We start from the raw sequence: 24,726 nt of genomic DNA, 5'->3' as shown, positions 1-24,726 counted from the left end.
TTGTCTCTTGGTTTTATGTATACAAAATTAAGGATGCGTTTCAACGATAGCGCAGGTCGAGCGTGAACGGAAATTCGAGACTCCGCTCGCGCCTGACCACCGGCATCGCGCCCGGTGTATGGCCCGAAGCAAAGAAGCGTGCGCGGCGGCGGCTTTCCGCTTCGTAGGCATTCACCGGGAATGTCTGGTAATTGCGTCCGCCCGGATGCGCGACGTGATACTGACAGCCGCCGATGGCGCGGCCCGTCCATGTATCCACGATATCGAAGGTAAGCGGCGCATGCACGCCGATGGTCGGATGCAGCGCCGACGATTGCGCCCACGCGCGAAACCGCACGCCCGCCACGTATTCGCTCGCGCGGCCGGTCGGTTGCAGCGGCATTGGCACGCCGTTGACGGTCACGATATGACGGCTGCCGTTCAGACCGAGCGCACGCACTTCGAGCCGTTCGACCGACGAATCGACATAGCGCACCGTGCCACCGGACGAACCTTCCTCGCCCATCACGTGCCACGGTTCCAGCGCATTGCGAACGGTGAGTTCGATACCGTTGCTGTCGCACGCGCCCACCAGCGGGAAACGGAATTCAAAATGCGGCGCGAACCAGCTTCGCTCGAATTCGAAACCTGCTTCGCGCAAGTCCGCGAGCACATCGTCGAAATCCATTTGAACGAACGTGCCGAGCATGAAGCGATCGTGCAGTTCGGTGCCCCAGCGCGTGAGGCGCGCGGTGTACGGCTTCTCCCAGAAATGCGCGACGAGCGCACGCAGCAGCAATTGCTGCACGAGACTCATGCGCGCATGCGGCGGCATTTCGAAACCGCGCAGTTCGAGCAGGCCGAGGCGGCCGGTCGGACCATCCGGCGAATACATCTTGTCGATGCAGAACTCCGCGCGGTGCGTGTTGCCCGTCACATCGATCAGGATATTGCGCAGAATCCGGTCGATGAGCCACGGCGGCACGGTCGCGTTCTCGCGTCCGCCGAGCAGATCGAGCTGATGTTGCAACTCCGCGAAGGCCAGCTCCAGTTCGTGGACCTGATCGTTGCGTGCTTCGTCCACGCGCGGCGCCTGACTCGTCGGGCCGATGAACAGGCCAGAAAAAAGCATCGACAGCGACGGATGATTCAGCCAATAACCGATCATGCTCGCGAGCAGATCGGGACGACGCAAAAACGGGCTGTCGGGTGGCGTCGCGCCGCCGAGCACGAAATGGTTGCCGCCGCCGGTGCCGGTGTGGCGTCCGTCGGTCATGAACTTTTCCGGGCTGAGATAGGACTCGTGCGCGGCGTTGTAGAGGAACTCGGTGTTATCGACCAGTTGTTTCCAGTTTGATGCCGGGTGAATGTTCACCTCGATCACGCCGGGATCGGGCGTGACCTGAAGCATCTTGAGACGCGCATCGCGTGGCGGCGGATAGCCTTCGACGATCACGGGAATGCCGAGATCGGCGGCGGTCGATTCGACGGCGGCGAGCAGGTCGAGATAGTCGTCGAGCGCGGTCAGCGGCGGCATGAAGACATGCAGCAGCTTCGCGGTCTGGCCGGTTTTTTCGAACGCATCGGTTTCGGCTTTCGGACCGGCGGCGCGCGCCGGATCGCGGGCTTCGACGCACAGCGCGGTGCGGGTGAGTTCGCTTGCGGACTCGCCTCGCTGTGGAACTTGAAAAGACCCGCGCCCCAATCCGGTGCCATCCACGCCACCGCGTGCGGCATCGGCGTAACGCGAGGCTGCATCGGCGTTTGTATTTTGCATGCTTGATTCAGCATTCAAATCTGCATATTGCATGCGTAATTCAATCGCGCTGCGTAGCGGGACTGTGGGCGCGAAGGGATCGTGTTCGTGCTGATACGGGAAATCGCTCTTGCTCACCCACGGCAGTGAATCGAGCGGCAGGCGGTAGCCCATCGGCGAATCGCCGGGAATCAGGTACATGCGCTCGTCGCGGAAGAACCACGGGCCGCTGACCCAACGCCCCGGCTGCAACGCCGGGCCTTCGCCGCGCGAAATCGGCAGGACGTAGCCGGTCACCGACGACAAACCCGCATCGAACACGCGGCGCAGGCGGACGCGTTCCAGTTCGTCGTCCAGTTCCGAATCGAACGGATCGACGTTCACCGGCAGGCGACGCTCGCGCCACATGTAGTACCACGTGTCCTCATACGCCGGCTGTACGTATTGCGGATCGAGCGCGAGCTTGCCCGCGAGATGATTGATAAACCGCGCGGCGTCATCGGAGGTGTAGCTGGCGGGCTTGCGTTCGTCCGCGAAAAGCGAGGGATCGTGCCAGCACGGTTGACCGTCCGCGCGCCAGTACAGCGACAAGGCCCAGCGCGGCAGTTGCTCGCCCGGATACCACTTGCCCTGACCGATATGCAGGAAGCCGTTCGCGCCGTACTCCGAACGCAGCTTGTCCATCAGCGAGACGGCGTAGGCGCGCTTGGTCGGCCCGAGTGCGTCGGTGTTCCACTCGGCGGCATCGCGGTCGCGCACGGAGACGTAGGTCGGCTCGCCGCCCATCGTCAGACGCACGTCGGAGGCGTTAAGCCGCGCATCCACGGTATCGCCCATGCGCACGACGGCTTGCCAGTCTTCCTCGGTGTAGGGCTTCGTCACGCGCGGCGTTTCCAGCACGCGCGTAATCGACATGACGTGTTCGAACTCGACTTCGCTTTTATCGACCGCGCCCGAAACCGGTGCGGCGCTGTCCGGTTCCGGCGTGCAGGCGACCGGAATATGACCCTCGCCCGCGAGCAAGCCCGAAGTCGGATCGAAGCCGATCCAGCCCGCGCCCGGCAGAAATACTTCGCACCACGCATGAAGGTCCGTGAAATCGACTTCGGTGCCGCTGGGGCCATCGAGTGACTTCGTATCCGGTGCGAGTTGCAGGAGATAGCCGGACACGAAGCGCGCCGCCAGTCCGAGATGGCGCAAGGTTTCGACCAGCAGCCAGCCCGAATCGCGGCACGAGCCCGCCGCGCTCACCAGCGTTTCCTCAGGTGTTTGCACACCGGGTTCCATCCGAATCAGATAGCGAATCTCGTCGGCGAGGCGTTGATTGAGCGCGACCAGAAAGTCCACCGTCGGCGTGGGCGTGCGCTCGATGCTCTCGACGAACGCGGCAAAGCGCGGCGTCGGCTCGCGCTTGATCATGTAGGGCGCGAGATCGTGCCGCAATTCCGGCGCATAGTCGAAGGGAAACTTCTCGGCGGACGGTTCGAGAAAAAAGTCGAACGGATTGTAGACGGCCATTTCCGCGACGAGATCGACCGTGACCTTGAATTCGCGCGTTTTCTCGGGAAAAACGAGCCGCGCCTGATAATTCGAAAACGCGTCCTGCTGCCAGTTGATGAAGTGTTCCGCAGGCTCCACGCGCATGGAATACGACACGATCGGCGTGCGGCAATGCGGTGCCGGGCGCAGACGCACCACCTGCGGCGAGAGACCGACCAAACGGTCGTAGCGATACTGCGTGACATGGTTCAACGCGACACGAATGGACACACCGCACTCCTTTATTCAATTGTCGCCGCGCGCTTTCCGCCTTGACGACGGCTCCTCGACGCACGGCCATAGTATTCACATCCCGATGCGGCACGATGCTTGCGCTTGCTCCGCCATTCCAACGCGCTCCAAGCTGAAATCAACCCTTACGGCCCCAACGATGAAGACCTTCCACTGCAACCACTGCGACCAACTGGTGTTCTTCGAGAACACGCACTGCGAGAACTGTGGCGCACGCCTCGGCTACGTCCCCGAGATCAAACAGGTCAGCGCGTTCGAAGAAACCCCGGATGGCCGCTGGAAAAGCCTCAATCCGCTCGCCAAAGATCAGTTCTTCAAACCGTGTCATAACTACGCGGTCGAGAACGTCTGCAACTGGATGGTGCCCGCCGATTCCCCCGAAACGCTGTGCGAATCGTGCCAGCTCACGAGCACGATTCCGAACCTCGCCAATCCCGACAACCGCACTTACTGGTATCGCCTGGAAGCCGCCAAGCGCCGTCTGCTCTATACGCTCTCCGAACTGGGTCTCACGGCGCAAAGCCGCAAGGTCGATCCGGAACGCGGCCTCGAATTCCAGTTTCTGGAAGGCGATGCACAGGGTCACGGCGTAATGACCGGCCACGACAACGGCCTCATCACGCTCAACATCGCCGAGGCGGACGACGCGCATCGCGAGCAGATGCGCACCGCCATGCACGAGCCTTACCGCACGCTGCTCGGCCATTTCCGCCATGAAACAGGGCACTATTTCTTCGATCGCCTGATCGGCGACACTGCGCGCATCGCGCCGTTCCGCACCGCTTTCGGCGACGAACAGCAGGACTATCAGGCCGCGCTCGATCGTCACTACAACGAAGGCCCGCCGCCGAACTGGGAAGAAAACTTCGTCAGCGCCTACGCGACCACGCACCCGTGGGAAGACTGGGCGGAAACGTGGGCGCACTATCTGCACATCGTCGATACGCTCGACACCGCTGTGTCCTGCGGCCTCGCGCTCGTGCCCGACAGCCCGCATGAGCCCACGCTCACGGATCAGACGCCTGTCGAGGACGCTTCGTTCGATGATCTGATGAAACGCTGGTTCCCGCTCACCTACGTGTTGAACAGCCTGAATCGAAGCCTTGGCATGCCGGACGGTTATCCGTTCACGCTGGCCCCGGCGGTTATCGACAAGCTGCGTTTCGTGCATCGCGTGGTGGCGGCGGCCGCACGACGTTGAATCGCGCTTACGTGGAACTTTGGGATTGACTCTGCGTTTGTCCGGTCGCGTTCGAAGGTTCTTCCGGAACCTCGGACGCGATCGGCAAGAGAAACTCCTTGCTCACGCTGCTGGCCAACTCGTTGACGCGCGCCAGAAAACTCACCAGATACGCATGCAGTCCGCCCTGCAGAATGTCGCCGATGCGCCCCTCGCGCAGTTCCGTGCTCAGGCTGCTGGCGAGCCGCGCCGCCTCGCTGTCGCGCCCTTTCGTGACGTGACCGATCAACACCTCCGCTTCCGCGATGCTCGCTGCCAGTGAACGCGGCCAGTCGCCATAAAGAATCAGCAAGCCCGCCACACGCTCCGGCGTGATGACATCCCGATACACGCGGCGATACACCTCGAAGCCCGACACCGACCCGAGCACGGCCGTCCAGTGGTGATAGTCGAACGGTTGTGCCGAGGTATCCGCGCGTTGCTCCATCATCTCGAACTTCACATCGAGAATGCGCGCCGTATTATCCGCGCGCTCGATGAAAGTCCCGAGACGCATGAAGTAAAAAGCATCGTCCTTCACGAGCGTGCCGATCTGCACGCCACGCGAGAGATGCGAGCGGTACTTCACCCATTCGAAGAACGTATAAGGTTCGCGCTTGAGAATGCCATCCGCGAGCAGACGCGCGCATTCCAGCCATGTAGTGTTCAGCGATTCCCACAGTTCGCTGTTGGTCGAACTGCGCACCGCGCGCGCGTTTTCCCGCGCCGCGCGCAGGCAGCTTGCAATCGACGAGGGATTGGTCATGTCGGCCGCCATGAAGTCGATGACCTCATCGCTTTTCATGCCGTGGTGCGACGACGAATAGATGCCGCTCAACTCGGAGATCGACAGCATCGCGCGCCAGCCGAGTTCGGCGTATTCGTCGGACTGCGGCAGAAGCGAAAGCTGATGGTTCGCATCGAGCATGCGCGCGGTGTTTTCGGCGCGTTCGGTATAGCGCGCCATCCAAAAGAGATGATCCGCGGTACGGCTCAGCATGGGTGTTTCCGGTTATTGGTTTTGATGAAACGCGGTTTCGATGAAACGCAGCAAGCGGCCCGCCGCCACGCTCAGCGTTCGAGCACCCACGTATCCTTGGTGCCGCCGCCCTGCGACGAATTCACCACGAGCGAGCCTTCGCGCAGCGCCACGCGAGTCAGTCCTCCCGGCACCATGCGCACCTCGTTGCCCGAGAGCACGAACGGACGCAGATCGATATGGCGCGGCGCGATGCCCGCATCGACATAGGTCGGGCACGTGGACAACGCGAGCGTCGGCTGCGCGATGTATTTCTCGGGATGCGCTTCCAGCACCGCGCGAAACTCCGCAATCTGCGCCGTGGTCGATGCCGGCCCGACCAGCATGCCGTAACCGCCTGCGCCGTGCGTTTCCTTCACCACCAGTTCCGGCAAGTGATCGAGCACGTACTTAAGCTCGTCCGGCTTGCGGCACATGTAGGTCGGCACGTTGTTGAGAATCGGCTCCTCGCCGAGATAGAAACGCACCATGTCCGGCACGTAAGGGTAGATCGATTTGTCATCCGCGATGCCGGTGCCCACCGCGTTGCACAGCGTGACGTTGCCGGCGCGATAAGCATCGATGAGACCCGCCACGCCGAGCGCCGAGTCCGGCCGGAACGCGAGCGGGTCGAGGAAGTCGTCGTCCACGCGGCGATAGATCACATCCACGCGTTGCGCGCCTTGCGTGGTGCGCATGTAGACGCAATCGTTCTCGGTGAAGAGGTCTTGCCCTTCGACCAGTTCCACGCCCATTTGCTGTGCGAGGAACGCATGCTCGAAATACGCCGAGTTGTACATGCCCGGCGTCAACACGACGATGGTCGGATTGCCCGCGCTTTCGGGCGCGGCGGCACGCAGCGTATCGAGCAGCAGGTCGGGATAATGCGCGACCGGCGCCACGCGATTACGCGAGAACAGATCAGGGAAGAGCCGCATCATCATCTTGCGGTTTTCCAGCATGTACGACACGCCGGAAGGCACGCGCAGATTGTCTTCGAGCACGTAGAACTCGCCCTGTCCCGCCCGCACGATATCGATGCCCGCGATATGCGCATAGATGTCGCGCGACACGTTCACGCCTTTCATCTGCGGCCGGTACTGCGAGTTATTGACGATCTGCGCTTCGGGAATGATGCCCGCGCGAATGATGTCCTGATCGTGATAGACATCGTGAATAAAGCGGTTCAGCGCATTCACGCGCTGTCGCAAGCCACGTTCGAGCGCTTTCCATTCGTCCGCGGGAAAGATGCGGGGAATCACGTCGAAGGGAATGGTGCGCTCGGGAATGATGCCGGGCACATCGCTCGTGCCGTACACGGCGAAGGTAATGCCCACGCGCCTGAAGTTGAGATCGGCCTCTGCCCGCTTGATATCGATCTGCTGCTCGCTTTGCGCGATCAGCCAGTTCATGAAATCACGGTAATGCATGCGGGCACCGCCCACGTCCACGAGCTGCGACGCCGGCACGCCGCGCGCCTCCAGATCGTTGCGCTCGAACATCTCGTTGAAGAATGCTTGCGTCATAACCGGTCTTCCATGTGAAGTGCATGCCGGGGTGGCGCGCCCCTTCTTGTCTTTCTGGTCGCACGCGCAAACGCTTCTCGAAGAGCCTGTCGGACGCGGCATCTCCTTGCGAAGTTATGCCGAGTTGTATTCCAGGCGACCTCAAAGCGCGATGCTGCCACGAATGTTGCATCGATTGCGCGGGCTGCCCCAGTGCCGTTTAAGGGAAAAGCAACTTCAATGCCAAGCAATTTAAGCTTTTACCCGCTTTAAGGAAGTGCGGAAATCCCTAAGAGAAACGCGCTTGTGCACCAAAAGCGCGCGGCATTCGAACAATGCACGCCATGCAATAGTCCGCCATGCGTTAAGACGGTGCGCGCATGCTTCGTGGATGGCCTGTCCCGGTATGATAAGCGTCTTGCCGCAAGTCTATCGAAGCTCATGAATACCACGCCCGATGCCCCTACCCGTCCGCCATTGCGCGAACTCACTCCACTCGAAGCGCGCGTGCTTGGCGTGCTGGTCGAAAAGCAGCGCACGGTGCCGGATACTTATCCGCTCTCGCTCAATGCATTGACTGCGGGATGCAATCAGAAAACCGCGCGTTCTCCGGTCATGAACGCGAGCGAAGACGAAGTGATGACCACGCTCGACGCGCTCAAACGTTTAAGCCTCGTATTCGAAGCGAGCAGCAGCCGCGTGCCGCGTTTCGAGCACAACATCGGCCGCGTGCTGGGCGTGCCGAGTCAGGCCGTCGCGCTGCTTGCCACGCTCTTTTTGCGCGGGCCGCAGACTGCGGCGGAATTGCGTGGCAACAGCGCGCGATTGCATGCGTTCGCGGATATCTCATCGGTCGAAAGTTTTCTCGATGAACTCGCCGCCAACGAACCGCCACGTGTCATCAAACTGCCGCGCGCGCCGGGCGGACGCGAAAACCGCTGGGCGCATTTGCTGTGCGGCGAAGTGAGCGTGAGCGACATCGCCATGCGCGAATCCGACGGCGGCGAATCCTTTTCTTTATCCGAATTCGAATCGTTGAAAGCGGAGCAAAAGCGGCTCACGCATGAAGTCGCGCAACTCAGGTCGATGGTGCTTCGCATGGCGGGCGAACTCGGTATTTCGCTGGACGACGACGCGGCGCAATGAACGACCGGCTCGCGCCTGCGGTCCTTGCCTTTCGTGATGACGGCACGCCGTTTTCGCCGCGTCACGATGATGTTTATCACAGCGTCGCGGGCGCGCTGGCGCAGGCGCGCCATGTCTTCTTGAAGGGCAATGCCTTGCCTGCGCGCTGGCGTGGACAACGCGCCTTCAGCGTGCTGGAAACCGGCTTCGGCATGGGCATCAATTTTCTGGCGACATGGGCCGCGTGGCAGGACGATGTACAACGAGCGTCGGCGCTCGAATTCATTTCCATCGAGAAACATCCCTTTAGCGCGGATGATTTGCGTCGCGCTCATGCATCGATCATCGACGATGCACGCGTGCTTCCCTTGGCCGATGAGCTTGTCTTTAAGTGGCCGGATCTCGCGGCGGGTTTTCATCGCATTGAATTCGATTCGGGCGCGGTCGGCCTGACGCTTTTCTTCGGCGATATCGCCGATGCTTTAAGCGCCTTGCGTGCTCGAGACATTCGCGCCGACGCACTCTATCTCGATGGCTTCGCGCCCGCGAAGAATCCGGATATGTGGTCGCCCGCTGTCTTCGAATCACTCGCGCAACTGACTAACGATGACGCCACCTTTGCTACCTACACAAGCGCTGGCAGCGTGAAACGCGCGTTGCTTGCGAATGGCTTCGCCTATAAGAAAGTCAGAGGCTTCGGCGGCAAGCGCGCAATGCTCGTCGGCAAACGCGCTGAAGAGACTTAAGAAAGCTACTTGTAATTCAAACTTTTCCGCATCGGCACCAAAACAAAAATTCTTGGATAATGCGCTCCCGTTGGCAGTGCGGCTTAAGGCTTGCGGCTTGGGTCTAAAGCCACGCGCCGACTCATGACTATTCGCGCGCAGATTCAAGAGGAGAATTGCCTTGGAACCCGACAACGATGCGCCGAGCCGCCCCTGGCTTTGGGTCGCGCTTCTGATTCCCTATATCGCCTTGCTATGGCTGCCGTTCTATAACGACACGCGTCCTTCCTTCGCAGGATTTCCCTTTTTCTATTGGTATCAGTTTCTTTGGGTGCCGCTGACTTCGCTGCTGCTCTACGTGGTGTACAGGGGCGTCAAATGAACGATCTCACTCCGGTCGATCCGGTCGCGATGACCATCTTCATCGCATTCTTTCTGCTCGTCACCGTGCTGGGCTTCGTGGCCGCGCGCTGGAAACGCGGCGATCTCACGCAATTGCATGAATGGGGCTTGGGCGGACGTCAGTTCGGTGTATTGATTTCGTGGTTTCTTGTCGGTGGCGATTTCTATACGGCTTACACGGTCATTGCGGTGCCCGCGCTGGTCTATTCGGTCGGCGCTTATGGGTTCTTTGCACTGCCTTATACGATCATCGTGTATCCGTTCGTCTTTGCCGTGATGCCCAAACTCTGGAAAATCGCGCATGCCAAAAACCATATCACCGCCGCCGATTATGTCGAAGGCGTCTATGGCGGCAAGTGGTTTCCGGCTGCGGTCGCGCTGACAGGAATCGTCGCGACGACGCCTTATATCGCGCTGCAACTCGTCGGCATGCAGGTGGTCATCAAGGGACTGGGCGTGACGGGCGAATTGCCGCTGATCGCGGCGTTCATCATTCTCGCGCTCTATACCTATACGAGCGGCCTGCGCGCACCTGCCATGATCGCGTTCGTGAAGGACATCATGATTTATATCGTGGTGATCGCGGCAATCTGGCTTATTCCTGCGCGGCTCGGCGGCTATGGTCAGGTCTTCGATGCAGCCGATCAGTTCTTCAAGGCCAAGGGCGGCGCGACGGGCATCATCCTCAAGCCATCGCAATTCATGGCTTATGCATCGCTTGCGCTCGGCTCGGCGCTGGCCGCGTTCATGTATCCACATACGATGACGGCGGTGCTGTCGTCATCGTCGGCGGCGACGGTGCGCAAGAACGCCATCTTCCTGCCCGCCTATACGTTGTTGCTTGGGTTGATCGCGCTGCTCGGCTATATGGCGATCGCGGCGGGCGTGCATGTGAAGTCGCCCTCCGATGTGGTGCCCACGTTGTTCGGCACGCTGTTTCCATCGTGGTTCGTCGGCTTCGCGGCGGCGGCCATTGCGATCAGCGCGCTCGTGCCTGCGGCGATCATGTCGATCGGTTCGGCCAATTTGTTCACGCGTAATTTGTGGCGTCCGCTGGTTTCGCCGGATATGTCGCCCGCAGCCGAGGCGACGTGCGCGAAACTCGTGTCGCTGGTCGTGAAGTTCGGCGCGCTGCTCTTTATCGTGTTCTTGCCGACGCAATACGCCATCGATCTGCAATTGCTGGGCGGCGTGTGGATTTTGCAGGTGTTTCCGGCCATCGTGTTTTCGCTGTTCACGCAAAGGCTTTCGACGCCGGGATTGTTCGCGGGGTGGATCGTCGGGATCGTGCTTGGCACTTCGCTGGCTATTTCGCAAGGATTGAAGCCGGTGTATGTGTTGCATGTGGGCGGGGCGGCGTGGCCGCTTTATATCGGCATCATCGCGCTGGTGGTGAATATCGTGGTGACGTTCGCGGTATCGTTGGTCACGCCGCGAAGAGTTGTTGCAACGGCTTAGGGCTCACATTCTCCAACATAAGGCGCGCCCGATGAATTCAACTGCAAGCACGAATATCGTTTCGCTCGATGCCATCGCTCTTTCTGAAGCGATTCACGCACGCCATGTCTCCTGCGTCGAAGTCATGGCCGCTTATCTCGCGCAGATCGAACGATTGAATCCGCGCGTGAATGCCATCGTCGCGCGTGTGGAGGAAGAAACGCTATTGGCACTCGCCGCCGAACGAGATGCCCAACTCGTTCGCGGAGAAAGCCTTGGACCGTTACACGGTTTTCCCCAAGCGCCTAAAGATATTCTGCCCGTCGCCGGCATGGTGACGACCAAAGGCTCACCAATCTTCACCGGTGAAATCAGCGCGAAAGACGCTGTTATTTTCGAACGCGCGCGGCGCGGCGGTGCGATCTTTATCGGCCGCACCAATTCACCCGAATTCGGCTTGGGCGGCCACACGTATAACCCGATCTACGGCACCACGCGCAATGCCTTCGATCCATCCCGCTCGGCGGGCGGCAGCAGCGGCGGCGCGGCGGTATCCGTCGCGTTGCGCATGCTCCCCTTTGCCGATGGCTCCGATCAGATGGGATCGCTGCGCACGCCCGCTGCATTCAACAACGTATTCGGCTTTCGCTCCACGCCCGGCTGCGTGCCCTACGCCCCCGGCGACGATGCATTCTTCCAGCAATTCAGCGTCGCAGGACCGATGGCGCGCACCGTGCCCGAATTGGGTCTGCTGCTCTCGGTGCAAGCCGGTTTCGATTCGCGCGCGCCGCTCTCGCGCCGAAGCGATACGCCAGCCGATTTCGCCCATGCGCTCGAACGAGACATGCGTGGCACGCGCATAGGCTGGTTAGGCGATCTGAATGGCCATTTACCGATGGAAGCGGGCTTGCTCGATGTCTGCGCCAAAGCGCTCGGCCATTTCGAAGCCGCAGGCTGCACGGTCGAAGCAACGCGTGTTGCATTCGATCCGGAACGGCTTTGGAACGCATGGCTCAACCTCCGCAGTTTCAACTTTACCGGCACGAATGCACCGCTTTATCGCGATGCCGCCAGGCGCGCCATGCTTAAACCGGAAGCGGTTTGGGAAATAGAGCGCGGACTGAAACTCTCGGGCGAAGACGTGGCGCACGCGGCGCGCGAACGTTCCGCCTGGTACGACGCCGTCAACGCCTTATTCGAGCATTTCGATTTTCTGGTCATGCCCGCCACGCAAGTATTTCCATTCGATGCCTCGCTCGACTGGCCGCATGCAATTGGCGCCACGACCATGGACACTTATCACCGCTGGATGGAAACGGTCGTGCCCGCGACCATGGGCGCATTACCGGCGCTTTGCGTGCCCGCAGGCTTTGGCGCGAATGGTTTGCCCGCGGGCATTCAGATAATCGGCCCGACGCAAAAAGATCTTGCGGTATTGCAAATGGGTCTGGCCTATCAACAGGCAAGCCGTTGCAACGAAGTGCAAAGTCCTTTGCTTGCCTGAGCATTCATCACGCAGCCGCGCTTTCAACCGTGCGTTTTCTCACAGGCGGACGTCCCGCGCGTTTGACTTTCGTGCTGCTGTTTGCAATCAGAAATACATCACGATCCGGCGCGTCCTTGATCCATGCGGGAGGACGCGCATGGCCGCTCCACGTGAGACCCGAAACAGGATCGCGGTATTTAGGCGGGAGTTTGCCTTTCTCCGCGTGACCGTTCGCAGCCTTGACGGTTTTCTTCATGCCATTCTTCGAACCGGGCGGACGGCCACGGCCGGACTTGGCGAGATCGGCCACGCTCAGTCCGTATTCCTTCATTAACGCGCAAATGCTGGCAATGACTTCAGTGGATTTCTTTTCACGCAATGCATCTGCGCGGCGCTGCAACTTCTGTATCTGGCTTTCCAGTTGCGAGAGTGAAGGCATAGTCCCTCCTTGGATTGAACTGCGAAGTAAGCATGAGCGGGAGCTAAAGCAGAAAACAAGGCGGCCTTGCCGCGAACATAGAGTTTGCAAAGTAAGTCACTCGACGCTTTCATTCAGCCACAGCGATATCTTAGAGGCCCCGTTTATCGCCAGTCTTTTTTTATCAAAAGATTACCTTTGATTTTGAAAATAACAGCGCGCCCGGCGTTGGCTTCGCTTAGTCATTTTCTTTAGGCCGTTTAGCGAGGCGCAAAAAAATCGGTGCGGGCCGCTTCGCTTTTTTCGGAGGAGTAAAAAAAGGCCGGCATTCTTTAGTCGAATGTCGGCCTTTCTGGTTGAACCACTAGATCTATTCGTGAGACGTGACGGCCTCTGCTGCAACCGCCACCGCCGACACGGGCGCAAGCGCCAGCGCGAGAATCATCGCGCCGCTGTTGAGCGGCACCGAACTGCCGACGCGCCTCGGACGATAAACCGGCTGACCGCGCCGGATGGACTGCCCGCTCAACACGCACGTGCCGCCCTTGCGCGCCGAGCATAGCGCCCAGACCTGCTCCGAATAGTTAAAGGAAGTTGGATCGTGCCACGAAAGCGCGAGCGTCGATTCGCTCAGACGTTCCAGCACACGAATGTTCACGCACCGCGCTTCGCTTGTGCCGTGGCCTGTCCACTTTACCGTTCTATGCGCCGGCGACGGCACCGCGCAGGCATGCACGCCCGCTCGTTCGGTCGAACGGCTCGCGCGGCCATCGAGCATTGCAAGCGTCCTGCTCCAGGGATCCAACACCGAGGGATGTTTCATGTTCCGCTCCTGCTGACGGCAAATCACCGCCAGCGAAAGCTGGCCGCATGTTGCCCGGTGGACTTGCAGGGATGCGCGGTTGGCCTGCCGTCCTACACAGGGCCGCCGCTTCGGATGATCCGCCCAGACCGCTATGGGCGCAGTGTGCCGCTATTGCCAAACGTAACTAGGGTAGTACACCTGAGCATGCTTTTGTTTTCGTTTTTTCCATTGCTGCTCCGACCATGCACACGCTCCTTTGAATTTTGCTTCGAGTTCAGCATGAAAACCCGCCATTTGAGATTGCGCCCACCCGCGCATCACCAACCGTCCGCACTAAGGCAACCGAACGGTCGTTCATCGCGAACCTGAAATGCCAGTGCGGGTTTATCCTAGCGCGCCGAAAAGCGCAGCGCCATCCCTCTCGTACGGCTGATGCTTACACCGGAGCCGCTGCGGAAACTCAGCCGGCACAAAACCATAAAAAACTCGCGTGTCAGCGTAATGAATGCACGACATTTGCCCGCTCGCGCACGTTTCAGGACATATGATTGCTGCGTGCTCCGGCCAATTTCTGACAAAATAAAACCAGCGAACCGGACAACCCTCTGTCGAATCATGACAAGCAAGCTCGCCATCCACGCAACCATTTCGGCGGACCGCGCCTCCGTCAGCTTCGTCTCGTTCTCACGTGAACAGGCGATCCAATGCAATATCACCCGCAAGGCTCTGGAGCAGTGTTTTTGGGCGCCGGCGGGCGCAAGCGACGAGCGCCTGCTCAAGGCGCTCGCGGACGGCTATGAAAGGATCAGCGCGCGCGTGCACCGCAAGTTTCTGGCGCATCCGTCGCAGTCCATTCATCTGGACGTCATGGATTTTTCTTCGTAAGCGTCGCTTGCCTTAACTTCGCGACATCCTCCACGGCCACGGCGGGCGTTGCGTTGTTCCATGAGCCGCGAATGAATGTCAGCACATCGGCGATCTGCTGGTCGCTCAGTACCGGCGCGTAGTGCGGCATGGGATACGGCGCGGGCACGCCCTGAATCACGAGATCGCCCGTGCCGTTGAGCGTCACGTTGATGAGCGAAGTCGCGTCCTTTTCCAACACATTCGGATTGCCCGCCAACGGTGCCAGCATGGGCGCGAAGCCGCGTCCGTCCACGCCGTGGCAATGCATGCAGAACGCGGTATAGACGCGCGCGCCCGAATCGTTCGCTGCGGGGCGCGCAAGCGATACCTTCGTGGCCTTCGCATCATACGAATACGGCGGCGCGCCGTTGCCCCCTTGCGGTGGCAAAGACTTGAGGTAGCGCGCCATGGCCGTCACGTCGTCATCGCTCATGCCTTGTGTGCTGTTATTGATGACGCTCGTCATCGCACCGAACGCCGACGCATGCGCGTTCGCGCCGGTCTTGAGAAACGCGGCGAGGTCCGCTTCCGACCATCGTCCGAGGCCGACGTTATGTTCGCCGGTCAGGTTCGATGCGAACCAGTTGTCGAGCACGCCGCCAGTGAGATAAGCGCTCTTGCTTTCATCGAGCGCCTGTTCCTGAAATGCGATGCCGCGCGGCGTATGACACGAACCGCAATGCCCGAGCCCTTGAATGAGATATGCGCCGCGATTCCACGCGACATCCTTGCCCGCCTTGTCCTGATAAACGTGCTTATCCAGAAAGACGATATTCCAGAGCTTGAGCGGCCACCGCATGTTCATTGGCCATTTGATATCCGGTTCGCGATTGGCTTGCTTGACAGGCGTCACGCCATGCATGAAATAGGCGTAAAGCGCCTTCATGTCCTCATCGTTGATCTTTGCATAGGACGGGTAAGGCATCGCGGGATAAAGATTGTGGCCGTCTTTAGCGATACCTTCGCGCATGGCGCGGGCGAATTCTTCTTCCGTATAGCGGCCGATGCCCGTATCAGGATCGGGCGTGATATTGGTCGTATAGATTGCGCCCATGGGCGTCATCATCGGCAGGCCGCCCGCGAGCGGTTTGCCGCGCGGCGCGGAATGACAGGCCACGCAATCGCCCGCGCGCGCGAGATAGGCGCCGCGCGTGACGAGCGCATCGTCGGCGCGTGCCATCGATGACGAGACAAGGCACGCGGCAATCAGCAGCTTCAATGCGGTTTTCATGGTCGGGCCTCCGTCACGCGCTTTGCAACTGATTACCGACCGGCAATTGCCTCAAGCGCTTGCCCGTCGCCGCAAAAATCGCATTGGTGATGGCCGGCGCGAGTGCCGCCGTGCCTGGCTCGCCAATGCCGCCCGGTGCTTCCGTGCTCTGCACGATATGCACTTCGATGGGCGGCGTTTCGTGAATGCGCAACATTCGATAATCCGTGAAGTTGCTTTGCTGAACGCGTCCGTCCTTGATCGTGATCTCGCTATAAAGCGCTGCCGTGATGCCGAAAATAATGCCGCCCTGCACTTGCGCCTCGACGGTATTCGGATTGACCACCATGCCGCAATCCACCGCGCATACCACGCGATCCACGCTGACCGCGCCGCTCTTGTCCACCGTGATATCCGCGACCATCGAAAAGAAGCTGCCGAATGCGTGCATGACCGACACGCCGCGTCCCTTGCCCTGACCTTGCGGCGGCTGCTTGCTCCAATCGGCCGCTTGTGTGGCGACATCGAGCACGTTGAGCGCGCGTGGCGATTTATTCAGGAGTTCTCGCCGATATTGCACGGGATCGGCTTTGGCCTGAACCGCGAGTTCATCGACGAAACTCTCAACGACGAAAGTCCCGCGCGTCGGACCCACGCCGCGCCAGAAAGCGGTCGGCACATTACGCGGTTCATGCCGCACATAATCGATGAGTTGATTGGGCAAGTCATACGGCAAGTCGGAGGCCACTTCCACCGCGTCAGGATCGACGCCGTTCTTCTTGACGGCAGGCGGCGCAAAACGCGCCAGCACCGATGACCCGACGATGCGATGCGTCCACGCAACCGGCTTGCCCTTGTCGTCCAGTCCCGCCGAGAGCTTGTCGTAATAGCACGGGCGGTACATGTCGTGCTGAATGTCTTCCTCGCGCGTCCACATGACCTTGACCGGCGCGTTCACTTGCTTGCCGATCTTGAGCGCTTGCGTGGCCATGTCGAATTCGAGCCTTCTGCCGAAGCCGCCGCCTATCAGATGGTTATGCACGATGATCTTGTCCGCGGGCAAACCGGTGGCCTTCATGCCTGCATCGCGGATGCGCGTGGGCACTTGCGTGCCGAGCCAGATGTCGCAGGAATCGGCCTGAATGTGGACCGTGCAGTTGATCGGCTCCATCGTCGCGTGCGCGAGGAACGGTTGTTTATAAACGGCATCGACGCGCGTTTTAGCGTTTGAGAATGCATGATCGACATCACCATCCTTGCGCGCGATGGCTTCGGTCTTTTGCTGCGACGCGTTCGCCATGTCATCGAAAATCTGTTCGACGGTCACGCTCGCGCCAGGGCCTTCGTCCCATTGAATGGCGAGCGCCGCCGCACCGCGTTTCGCGGCCCAAGTGTGATCGCCGATTGCCGCGACGCCATCGTCGAACTTGATGACTTGCCTGAAGCCGGGGATTTTCTTCGCGTTCGTATCGTCGACCGAAACCAGCTTGCCGCCGAATACCGGGCAATTGACGATGCACGCATAGACCATGTCCGGCAAGCGCACATCCAGTCCGAACATAGCCGCGCCATCTACTTTCTCGGGTGAGTCGAGACGCTTGACGGGCTTGCCGATGATTTTAAATTGCTTCGGATTCTTAAGGCTTACGCTTTGCGGCACGGGCATTTTCGCGGCGGCTTCCACGAGATCGCCATAGCTCGCGCTTTGTTTCGTCGATACGCGCATGACCTTGCCGCCTTGCGCATCGCAGGTTGCGGGATCGCATTGCCATTGTTGCGCGGCTGCGGCGACGAGCATGACGCGCGCGGTCGCGCCTGCGCGTCGCAAAGGCTCCCATGCATAGCGGATCGAAGTCGAACCGCCCGTCAACTGACCGCCGAGAAGCGGGTCCGTAAAGAGCTTTTCGTCGGGCGGCGCGTGATCGATCGTAACGCTTTCGAGCGGTACTTCGAGTTCCTCCGCGATCAGCATCGGCAAGGACGTATAAACGCCCTGACCCATTTCGACCTTCGGCATGATGAGCACGACCTTGCCGCTTTTGTCGATCTGCACGAAGGCATTCGGTGCGAATACGCCATCCTGCGGCGCTTCGACGGCGTCGCCGCCGATCACGGTCTTGTCGTTGCGTTGATCCTGACTCGCCGCCGGAAGGCTGAAGCCGATCAGCAAGCCGCCTCCCGCCGTGGCGCCCACCGATACACCGAACTTAAGAAACGCACGACGCGAAAACCCTGCGCGTGCCGCGTGCCGGCCCGCTTCGATCAGTCCTTGCGACATGTCACGCCTCCTTCGCAGCGTGCTTGATAGCCGCGCGAATGCGGTTATAGGTGCCGCAGCGGCAGATGTTGCCGGCCATCGCGGCATCGATGTCTGCATCGCTCGGATCGGACACGGTGCTCAACAGCGCCGAGGCCGACATGACTTGACCCGATTGGCAATAGCCGCATTGCACGACATCGAGTTCGCGCCAGGCGGTCTGCACTTTCTTGCCTGCGGGCGTATCGCCGACGGCTTCGATCGTCGTTATCTTGCGATCGCCGACGGCGGCCACGGGCAACACGCAGGAGCGCACCGCCGCGCCATCGAGATGCACCGTGCATGCGCCGCATTGCGCAATGCCGCAGCCGAACTTCGTGCCCGTCAGACCGACGAGGTCGCGCAATACCCAAAGCAGCGGCATGTCGGGCGGTGCATCGACGTTATGAGTCTGCCCGTTGATGGAAAGCGTAGTCATGAGCGGTTCCGTCCAGTAGTGGGGTCCAGCGGACAGCGCAAATGCGTAAAGCCTGAAATTAACCTGAAATTAATTCAGCGCTTTTCGTCCCTTTGAGTGAGTTTTTGGCAAAGGACGGCGGCAGGGAATTGCAAGGCATCGAAATAATAGCGCTGCTTTAAGGCTTTAGCACAAACCCCTGCATAGCGGCTTTGTAGCCTACATATGGCTTACGCTAAAGGAAATTGGCGGGTTCGACAGTTAGTTGCGGCTAAGAATAGCAAAACGATAACGGCGATGAGACGCGGTTACGCTCTCACTCATCGCATCTCTTAGGGCTATTCAGGCTTCTCTCGTCCTAGTCGTTACGCTTGAAGGAATGAGCCACGCGAAAGGCATAGAGTCATGGCCTCACAGGCAGAACTAAAAAGATTCCGCACCAATCTCGCCGATGAACTCGACAGCGCGGCGCTTTATGACACGCTTGCGCTTAGCGAATCGAGCGAAGACAAGAAGCGCGTCTATACCGAGCTTGCCGCCGCCGAGCGTCGTCATGCCGATATATGGGCCGCGAAGCTCAAGGCGAACGGTGCGCCGGTGCGCGCGCATCGCGTGAGTGCGAAGACGTGGCTCACGCGTACGCTTGCGCGCACGTTCGGCCCGGACTTCGTGTTGCGCACGGTCGCGGCCAATGAGATGGCCGATCGCGATAAATACGCGGATCAGCCCGATGCCGCGCAAATGTCGGTCGAGGAACGGCATCACGCGGAACTCGTTCAAGGCGTGGCGCGCAATAATAGAAAGAGCGATGTTTCGCGCGGTGCTTCGATTGCCGAAGCGGAATCGTGGCATCGGGGCGTGGCATCGGGGAATGACTTGCGTGCTGCGGTGCTCGGCGCAAACGACGGGCTCGTATCGAATTTTTGTCTCATCATGGGCGTGGCCGGTGCGGGCAGCAATAGCCGCACGGTCTTGCTCACCGCGCTCGCGGGGCTTGTTTCAGGCGCTGCATCGATGGCGTTGGGCGAATGGCTGTCGGTCACCAATGCACGCGAACTGGCGCGCACGCAAATCGCGCGTGAAGCGGATGAACTCGAACACATGCCCGATGCCGAGCGCCACGAGCTTGCGCTCATCTATCAGGCGAAAGGCATCGATCCTGTCGATGCAAGGCGCGTGGCATCGCAAATCATGCGTGATAAAGACAAGGCGCTCGATACCTTGACGCGAGAAGAACTCGGCATCGATCCTGGCGAACTCGGTGGCAATCCGTGGACCGCGGCGCTTGCTTCTTTCATGCTGTTTGCCATTGGCGCGATCTTTCCGGCGGTCGCATTCTTCTGGTCGAGCGGCATGCATGGCATCGTGCAATGCGTGATTTTGAGCGGTGTGGGATTGGCGGGCATCGGCATGTTCACGTCCTTGTTCAATGGACGCAGCGTGCTTTTTTCCGCCTTCCGGCAAGTCGCGATCGGGATGGTCGCGGCGGTCTTTACGTTTGCCTTAGGAAAATTGCTTGGCGTTTCATTGTCGTGATTCATCCGGAACGCGCATGGCTCCGTTAAACTGGTTTCCCTTTTCAACGCCGCCATGCCATGAATCAAATCTTAGCGCTTCGTCCTTTCGTGCCCGCCGAAAACTTCGACGTTTCCAAACGCTTTTATGAAGCACTGGGCTTTCGCATCACGCATGAAGACAAAGACATTGCGATGCTCAAGGCCGAGAGCTTCAGCTTTATTCTGCAGAATTATTATTCGAAGGAATTCGCGGAAAATCTCATGCTGCAAGTGCTCGTGCGCGATGTGGATGCGTGGTGGTCGGAGCATAACCCGGAGGCGCTTGCGGCGCAGTTTTCTGTGAAGGCGGCGCGGGCGCCGGCTGTTCAGAGTTGGGGGTTGAAGGTGGGTTTTATTTGGGACCCGTGTGGGGTGCTTTGGCATTTCGCGGAGGCGGTGTTTTGATTTGTATTGGCTGAGACTCGACCTATTGGACAGCGTCGGGTGACGTTTCGCTTTCGCTGTTTTGTCGGGGCGAGGGCTGCTGTTTTTTTGTCGTGCAAGGGGCTTCTTCTGTTTGTGTCTTTATTGCAGTAGCCGCCTCCCCGGCGGGGGGGTAACTTTCTTTGCTGCTGCAAAGAAAGTCACCAAAGAAAGCAGCTTTTTACCCCATGCTCGCTGGCTGGAAAGGGTTGGTCTGGATTAACGATGCAGTGGCCGCAATAGGACTTGCCACGCATAACAAGCCGCTTGGGCAACCTCGCGATCACGCGCTCGATTACTCAAGTCTTAGTGGACCGCATTCATGCTTTCGGCCATGCGCTTCGCGCGCCGAGAGCTTTAGAACGGAATCCCGCAGCCTATAAGCGCCCAGCCACCCCACGCTTTCCCGCAAGATTGCTATTCGGCCCTACCTTAGTTAGTGCTCCGACTGAAAGGTGCTTCCGTTGGTGTGTGCGCTTTGCCTAGAAGCACTTACCTAGGTAGGGCCCAATGGGAGAGGTGCGATGCGGTGTGATGTGGCTGGGCGCTGATACGCTGCGGGATTCCGTTCTAAAGTTCTCGGCGCGCGCAGCGCATGGCCGAAAGAATGAATGCGGTCCACTAAGACTCAAGGATTCGAGCCCGAAATCGCTAGGTTGCCCACACGCTTAACAGAACGTGGGACATCCTATTGCGGCCACTGTATCGTTAATTCAGACCACACTCTCCAGCCAGCGTGCGGAGGGGTAAAAGCTGCTTTCTTTGGTGACTTTCTTTGCAGCAGCAAAGAAAGTTACCCCCCCGCCGGGGAGGCGGCTACTGCAATAAAGTCCCAAACAAGAGCAGCGCTTTGCACGAAAGAACAACAAAACCAACTCAGCAACGACAACAAAAAAACCTCATCTCGAACGTTACTGTCTAAATTTAATGGCCAGCCGTTCAAGAGAAGGCGAACGTTGTTCAAGCCCGACCCCGGAATCATCCATCTCGTCAATCCATTCACGCCGAAAAGCCAAAGGCGTCTTCTGCTTGAGCGCTTTGAAAGCGCGATTGAAATTCGCCACACTAGGAAACCCCGTGCGCGCCGCAATCACCGAAACCGGCCAAGATGTATCGGTCAACATACGACAAGCATGCGCCAGCCGCACGCGAATCAAATACCGTCCCGCGCTCTCTCCCACGTGCTGCACGAAATAGCGATTAAGCGTGCGTTCCGACAAATTGGCCGCGTCTGCCAATTCCTTGAGCGACAGACGCTCCTTGAAACGCGTATCGATCAAGGCAAGCACGCGGTTGATGCGCTCCGGTTCGTGTCCTGAAGGCAAACCCGTACGAGCCTTGTCGAATGCGCTTGGCGATGCAAGCGCCTGCGCTTCTTCATCCGCAAGCATGCAAAGCAAGTTCAGGACAGCCGCGAGACGCACGCGCGGCAAAGGCGACAATAACGCGTCGAGTTGCGTACGCATCGTCGCCCCTGCGTTTGCATTGAATGCCAAACCACATGCCGCGCGCCGTAATAGCCGATTCAGCGGCTCGTATTCAGGACAGCATTGCGCCAGCCGCCGCGCCCATTCGCCATCGAACCAGACGACGATCGCCACTTGCGGCGCATCGGCATCGATCGAGCGATTCGACGACCACGTATGCGGCAAATCGGGCGGCACGAGTACGAGATCGTCCGCGCCGTAGTCCGTGATGGAGTCGCCGATATAACGCTTGCCGCGACTGTTGAGCGTCAACGTCAGCTCGTATTCAGGATGGTGATGCCATTCGAACGGAATACGCGCCAACCGCCGGTTGAAGAGGCGAACCGAGCAGCCCTCGTTCATCGCCACATGTTCGTAAGATGCCTTCATGCGCGCCTTGTCCGAATATGCAAAGTAGTTGACCGGATTATGTCACTCTTTCTGCGTGCCTAAGTCTATGCTTTTCTCACGACAAAGACATCAGGAGACAACATGACCCACTCCCCTTTACTCATCGACGACCTTCCCTCTGCCATTCGTAAGGCCAAGAAAAGCCTGCGCGAAGCATTGCCGAATTACCGCCAAGTCTTCGAGGAAGTACAAGACGACATCGCCCGCCAAACCCGATGCATAACCGAAGCAAGCGCACGCGGCGACTCCGTTATTCCCGAAGTGCATCAAGCGGATATCGTCGAAGGTCGAGTCAAAGAAGAAACCCTGCGCGCCATCAAAGAACGCGGCGCATGCGTAATCCGCAGCGTCTTCCCACGCGAGCGCGCCGAGGCCTGGAACGAACAAATCGCCCAATACGTCGAAACAAATAACCTCGATGCCAAACTCGCGCATCGCGCAGAAGACAAATACTTCGGCGATCTCGCATCCAGCAAGCCGCAGATTTACGGCATTTACTGGTCGAAGCCGCAAGTCGAAGCGCGGCAGTCCGAAGCACTCACCACCGCGCGTATCTTCCTCAATCGCTTATGGAAACACGAGAGCGAAGGTCGCGTGCATTTCGACCCGGACCGTGTGCCCGTCTATGCGGACCGTTTGCGCCGACGTCCGCCCGGTTCCGAATCGCTCGGCCTTTCCGCGCATTGCGATGGCGGCTCCGTCGAACGCTGGCTCGACGACAACTTCAGAAAGGTCTATCGCCACGTGTTCAGCGGCAACTGGCGCGACTACGATCCGTTCGATGCCGCGTATCGCCCCGAAGTACGCGAAGTGCCCTCGCCCGCAGTCTGTTCGATGTTCCGCACATTTCAAGGCTGGACCGCGCTCACGCCGCAAGGACCGGGCGACGGCACGCTGCAACTCGTGCCCGTCGCCAACGCAATGGCCTACGTGCTCCTGCGCGCCCTTCAGGACGACGTCCCCGACGATGACCTCTGCGGCGCCATGCCCGGCCGCGCGCTGTCCATCAGCCGCAAATGGCATGACGTGCTGTTCGACGCGGTATCGTCCATTCCGCTCATGCAGGCGGGCGACGCCGTGTTCTGGCATAGCGACGTCATTCATGCGGTGGAAGACGCGCATCGCGGCCAAGGCTACAGCAACGTCATGTATATCTCGTCCGCGCCGAACTGCGCGAAGAACGATGCCTATCTTTCAAGACAAGCGGCGAGCTTCCTCAAGGGAGATAGCCCGCCGGATTTTCCAGCCGATAATTTCGAAACCGACTTCGAGGGCCGCGCGACCTTAAACGATCTCACGCCCCTCGGCCGCTCGCAAATGGGTCTTTGATCAAACTCATTCCTCCAGCACGATCTGCACCTTCACATCCGTCGGCACGCCGCTCGCGGCCTCCTCGAATGCCTTGATGCCTTCCGCAAACGGGAACGTCCGCGAGATAAACGGCTTCACATCCAGCTTGCCGGATGCGATCAACTGAATCGCGCGCGGAAAAATATTGGCATAACGAAACACCGACTCGATGCGTGCTTCCTTGATCTGCAGCGCGACCACGTCCAATGGCACGGCGCGCTGCGGCATGCCCACCAGCACGAGACAGCCACCGGGGCACAGCAGATCGACGATGCCATCGAACGCCTTTTCATTGCCACTCGCCTCGAAGACGATATTCGCGCCCCAGCCATCGGTCAGTTCCGCGAGCACGTCTTTTACGGCCTTTTCCTTGATGTTCACCGCCGTCACGCCCTGCACGCCGCCGATGAGATCGAGCTTCTCCTGCACGAGATCGCACACGATGGCGCGGCTGCAACCGCCCGCAAGCGCGGCCAGCGCGCACATCATGCCGATGGTGCCCGCACCCAGCACGACGGCCACATCGCCCGGCTTGATAGCCGCTTTCTTCGCAGCCTGAAGTCCGATCGACAGCGGCTCGACAATCGCGCCTTCCGCGAAACTCACGTTATCGGGCAACTTGAACGTGAACGCCGCCGGATGCACGACAAAGGGCGCGAGGCATCCATTCACAGGCGGCGTGGCCCAGAAGCGCACCTTGGGATCGAGGTTGTAATTGCCCTCGCGCGAGGCCCGCGATTCCATGTCCGGCACGCCCGGTTCCATGCATACGCGGTCGCCTGCCTTCAGATGCCGCACCTCCTCGCCCACTTCCACGACCGTGCCCGATGCTTCGTGCCCGAGCACCATCGGCTCATTCACGACGAACGGCCCGATGCGCCCATGCTGATAGTAATGAATGTCGCTGCCGCATATGCCCACCGTGTGAATGCGGATGCGCACATCGCGCGGTCCCACGACCTGCGGCAAACTGAACGGCCGCAAGCTGATGCGCTTCACGCCTTCGAGAACCAGAGCGTCCATT

General features: G+C 59.7%; 20 protein-coding genes. 10 read left to right on the top strand and 10 right to left on the bottom strand.

The window, feature by feature from the left end:
• Positions 1-40: 40 nt before the first annotated feature.
• The gene (locus ACZCWR_RS28435; RefSeq protein ID WP_487305003.1) at positions 41-3,505 is read right to left on the bottom strand and encodes a transglutaminase family protein; all 3,465 of its coding nucleotides are present in this window, start codon (positions 3,503-3,505) and stop codon (positions 41-43) included.
• Positions 3,506-3,665: 160 nt separating this feature from the next.
• Between ACZCWR_RS28435 and ACZCWR_RS28430 the strand changes: the two genes are divergently transcribed.
• Positions 3,666-4,727, top strand: a complete 1,062-nt coding sequence (locus ACZCWR_RS28430) for a zinc-binding metallopeptidase family protein (RefSeq protein WP_487305002.1) — start codon at positions 3,666-3,668, stop codon at positions 4,725-4,727.
• A 7-nt stretch (positions 4,728-4,734) separates the two neighbouring features.
• On the opposite strand, the gene ACZCWR_RS28425 is transcribed toward ACZCWR_RS28430, so the two are convergent.
• Together ACZCWR_RS28425 and ACZCWR_RS28420 are read right to left on the bottom strand one after the other, a co-directional pair.
• Positions 4,735-5,745: an alpha-E domain-containing protein gene (locus ACZCWR_RS28425; RefSeq protein WP_487305001.1), complete on the bottom strand. Its 1,011-nt coding sequence runs from the start codon at positions 5,743-5,745 to the stop codon at positions 4,735-4,737.
• A gap of 71 nt (positions 5,746-5,816) precedes the next feature.
• The gene (locus ACZCWR_RS28420) at positions 5,817-7,289 is read right to left on the bottom strand and encodes a circularly permuted type 2 ATP-grasp protein (RefSeq protein WP_487305000.1); all 1,473 of its coding nucleotides are present in this window, start codon (positions 7,287-7,289) and stop codon (positions 5,817-5,819) included.
• 420 nt (positions 7,290-7,709) lie between these two features.
• Here ACZCWR_RS28420 and ACZCWR_RS28415 point away from each other — a divergent pair, with 420 nt between their 5' ends.
• From ACZCWR_RS28415 to ACZCWR_RS28395, 5 genes are all read left to right on the top strand, one after another.
• On the top strand, positions 7,710-8,414 hold the full coding sequence (locus tag ACZCWR_RS28415; RefSeq protein WP_487304999.1) for a YceH family protein: 705 nt from the start codon (positions 7,710-7,712) through the stop codon (positions 8,412-8,414).
• On the top strand, positions 8,411-9,139 hold the full coding sequence (gene mnmC2 / locus ACZCWR_RS28410) for a tRNA (5-methylaminomethyl-2-thiouridine)(34)-methyltransferase MnmC2 (protein WP_487304998.1): 729 nt from the start codon (positions 8,411-8,413) through the stop codon (positions 9,137-9,139). The genes ACZCWR_RS28415 and mnmC2 overlap by 4 nt, the downstream gene beginning before the upstream one ends.
• Before the next feature lie 154 nt (positions 9,140-9,293).
• Positions 9,294-9,500 carry a DUF3311 domain-containing protein gene (locus tag ACZCWR_RS28405; RefSeq protein ID WP_487306176.1) on the top strand — a complete coding sequence of 69 codons (207 nt, stop codon included), beginning with the start codon at positions 9,294-9,296 and terminating at the stop codon, positions 9,498-9,500.
• On the top strand, positions 9,497-10,978 hold the full coding sequence (gene mctP, locus ACZCWR_RS28400; protein WP_487304997.1) for a monocarboxylate uptake permease MctP: 1,482 nt from the start codon (positions 9,497-9,499) through the stop codon (positions 10,976-10,978). The genes ACZCWR_RS28405 and mctP overlap by 4 nt, the downstream gene beginning before the upstream one ends.
• 31 nt (positions 10,979-11,009) lie before the next feature.
• Positions 11,010-12,461: an amidase gene (locus ACZCWR_RS28395; protein WP_487304996.1), complete on the top strand. Its 1,452-nt coding sequence runs from the start codon at positions 11,010-11,012 to the stop codon at positions 12,459-12,461.
• 7 nt (positions 12,462-12,468) lie between these two features.
• Here the strand turns inward: ACZCWR_RS28395 and ACZCWR_RS28390 are convergent, their stop codons facing one another.
• Complete coding sequence (locus ACZCWR_RS28390; RefSeq protein ID WP_487304995.1) at positions 12,469-12,882, bottom strand: H-NS histone family protein; 414 nt, start codon at positions 12,880-12,882, stop codon at positions 12,469-12,471.
• Between the two features lie 349 nt (positions 12,883-13,231).
• The gene (locus ACZCWR_RS28385) at positions 13,232-13,684 is read right to left on the bottom strand and encodes a DUF3331 domain-containing protein (protein WP_487304994.1); all 453 of its coding nucleotides are present in this window, start codon (positions 13,682-13,684) and stop codon (positions 13,232-13,234) included.
• A gap of 597 nt (positions 13,685-14,281) precedes the next feature.
• Between ACZCWR_RS28385 and ACZCWR_RS28380 the strand changes: the two genes are divergently transcribed.
• Entirely contained in the window at positions 14,282-14,551 is a 270-nt protein-coding gene (locus tag ACZCWR_RS28380; RefSeq protein WP_487304993.1) for a DUF1488 family protein, read from the top strand.
• On the opposite strand, the gene ACZCWR_RS28375 is transcribed toward ACZCWR_RS28380, so the two are convergent.
• The 3 genes from ACZCWR_RS28375 to ACZCWR_RS28365 are packed head-to-tail and all read right to left on the bottom strand — an operon-like array spanning position 14,532 to position 18,517.
• The gene (locus ACZCWR_RS28375) at positions 14,532-15,803 is read right to left on the bottom strand and encodes a cytochrome c (RefSeq protein WP_487304992.1); all 1,272 of its coding nucleotides are present in this window, start codon (positions 15,801-15,803) and stop codon (positions 14,532-14,534) included. The genes ACZCWR_RS28380 and ACZCWR_RS28375 overlap by 20 nt on opposite strands.
• A 13-nt stretch (positions 15,804-15,816) precedes the next feature.
• On the bottom strand, positions 15,817-18,060 hold the full coding sequence (locus ACZCWR_RS28370) for a xanthine dehydrogenase family protein molybdopterin-binding subunit (RefSeq protein ID WP_487304991.1): 2,244 nt from the start codon (positions 18,058-18,060) through the stop codon (positions 15,817-15,819).
• A gap of 1 nt (position 18,061) precedes the next feature.
• Complete coding sequence (locus tag ACZCWR_RS28365) at positions 18,062-18,517, bottom strand: (2Fe-2S)-binding protein (RefSeq protein ID WP_487304990.1); 456 nt, start codon at positions 18,515-18,517, stop codon at positions 18,062-18,064.
• A gap of 384 nt (positions 18,518-18,901) precedes the next feature.
• On the opposite strand from ACZCWR_RS28365, the gene ACZCWR_RS28360 reads away from it, so the two are divergent.
• Both ACZCWR_RS28360 and ACZCWR_RS28355 read left to right on the top strand, forming a co-directional pair.
• Positions 18,902-20,032, top strand: a complete 1,131-nt coding sequence (locus tag ACZCWR_RS28360; protein ID WP_487304989.1) for a VIT1/CCC1 transporter family protein — start codon at positions 18,902-18,904, stop codon at positions 20,030-20,032.
• 59 nt (positions 20,033-20,091) lie between these two features.
• Positions 20,092-20,457 carry a VOC family protein gene (locus tag ACZCWR_RS28355; RefSeq protein ID WP_487304988.1) on the top strand — a complete coding sequence of 122 codons (366 nt, stop codon included), beginning with the start codon at positions 20,092-20,094 and terminating at the stop codon, positions 20,455-20,457.
• A 929-nt stretch (positions 20,458-21,386) separates the two neighbouring features.
• Here the strand turns inward: ACZCWR_RS28355 and ACZCWR_RS28350 are convergent.
• On the bottom strand, positions 21,387-22,331 hold the full coding sequence (locus tag ACZCWR_RS28350; RefSeq protein ID WP_487304987.1) for a cupin domain-containing protein: 945 nt from the start codon (positions 22,329-22,331) through the stop codon (positions 21,387-21,389).
• 102 nt (positions 22,332-22,433) lie between these two features.
• Between ACZCWR_RS28350 and ACZCWR_RS28345 the strand changes: the two genes are divergently transcribed.
• Positions 22,434-23,681: a DUF1479 domain-containing protein gene (locus tag ACZCWR_RS28345; protein ID WP_487304986.1), complete on the top strand. Its 1,248-nt coding sequence runs from the start codon at positions 22,434-22,436 to the stop codon at positions 23,679-23,681.
• Between the two features lie 6 nt (positions 23,682-23,687).
• On the opposite strand, the gene ACZCWR_RS28340 is transcribed toward ACZCWR_RS28345, so the two are convergent.
• A complete protein-coding gene (locus ACZCWR_RS28340) occupies positions 23,688-24,725 on the bottom strand; it encodes an NAD(P)-dependent alcohol dehydrogenase (protein ID WP_487304985.1) in 1,038 nt (345 codons plus the stop codon).
• Between the last annotated feature and the right edge of the window lies 1 nt (position 24,726).

Source organism: Caballeronia sp. A2-2 (assembly GCF_057612605.2).
Note: the sequence above shows the minus strand (reverse complement) of the source record. Positions and strands in the feature narration are given on the sequence as shown.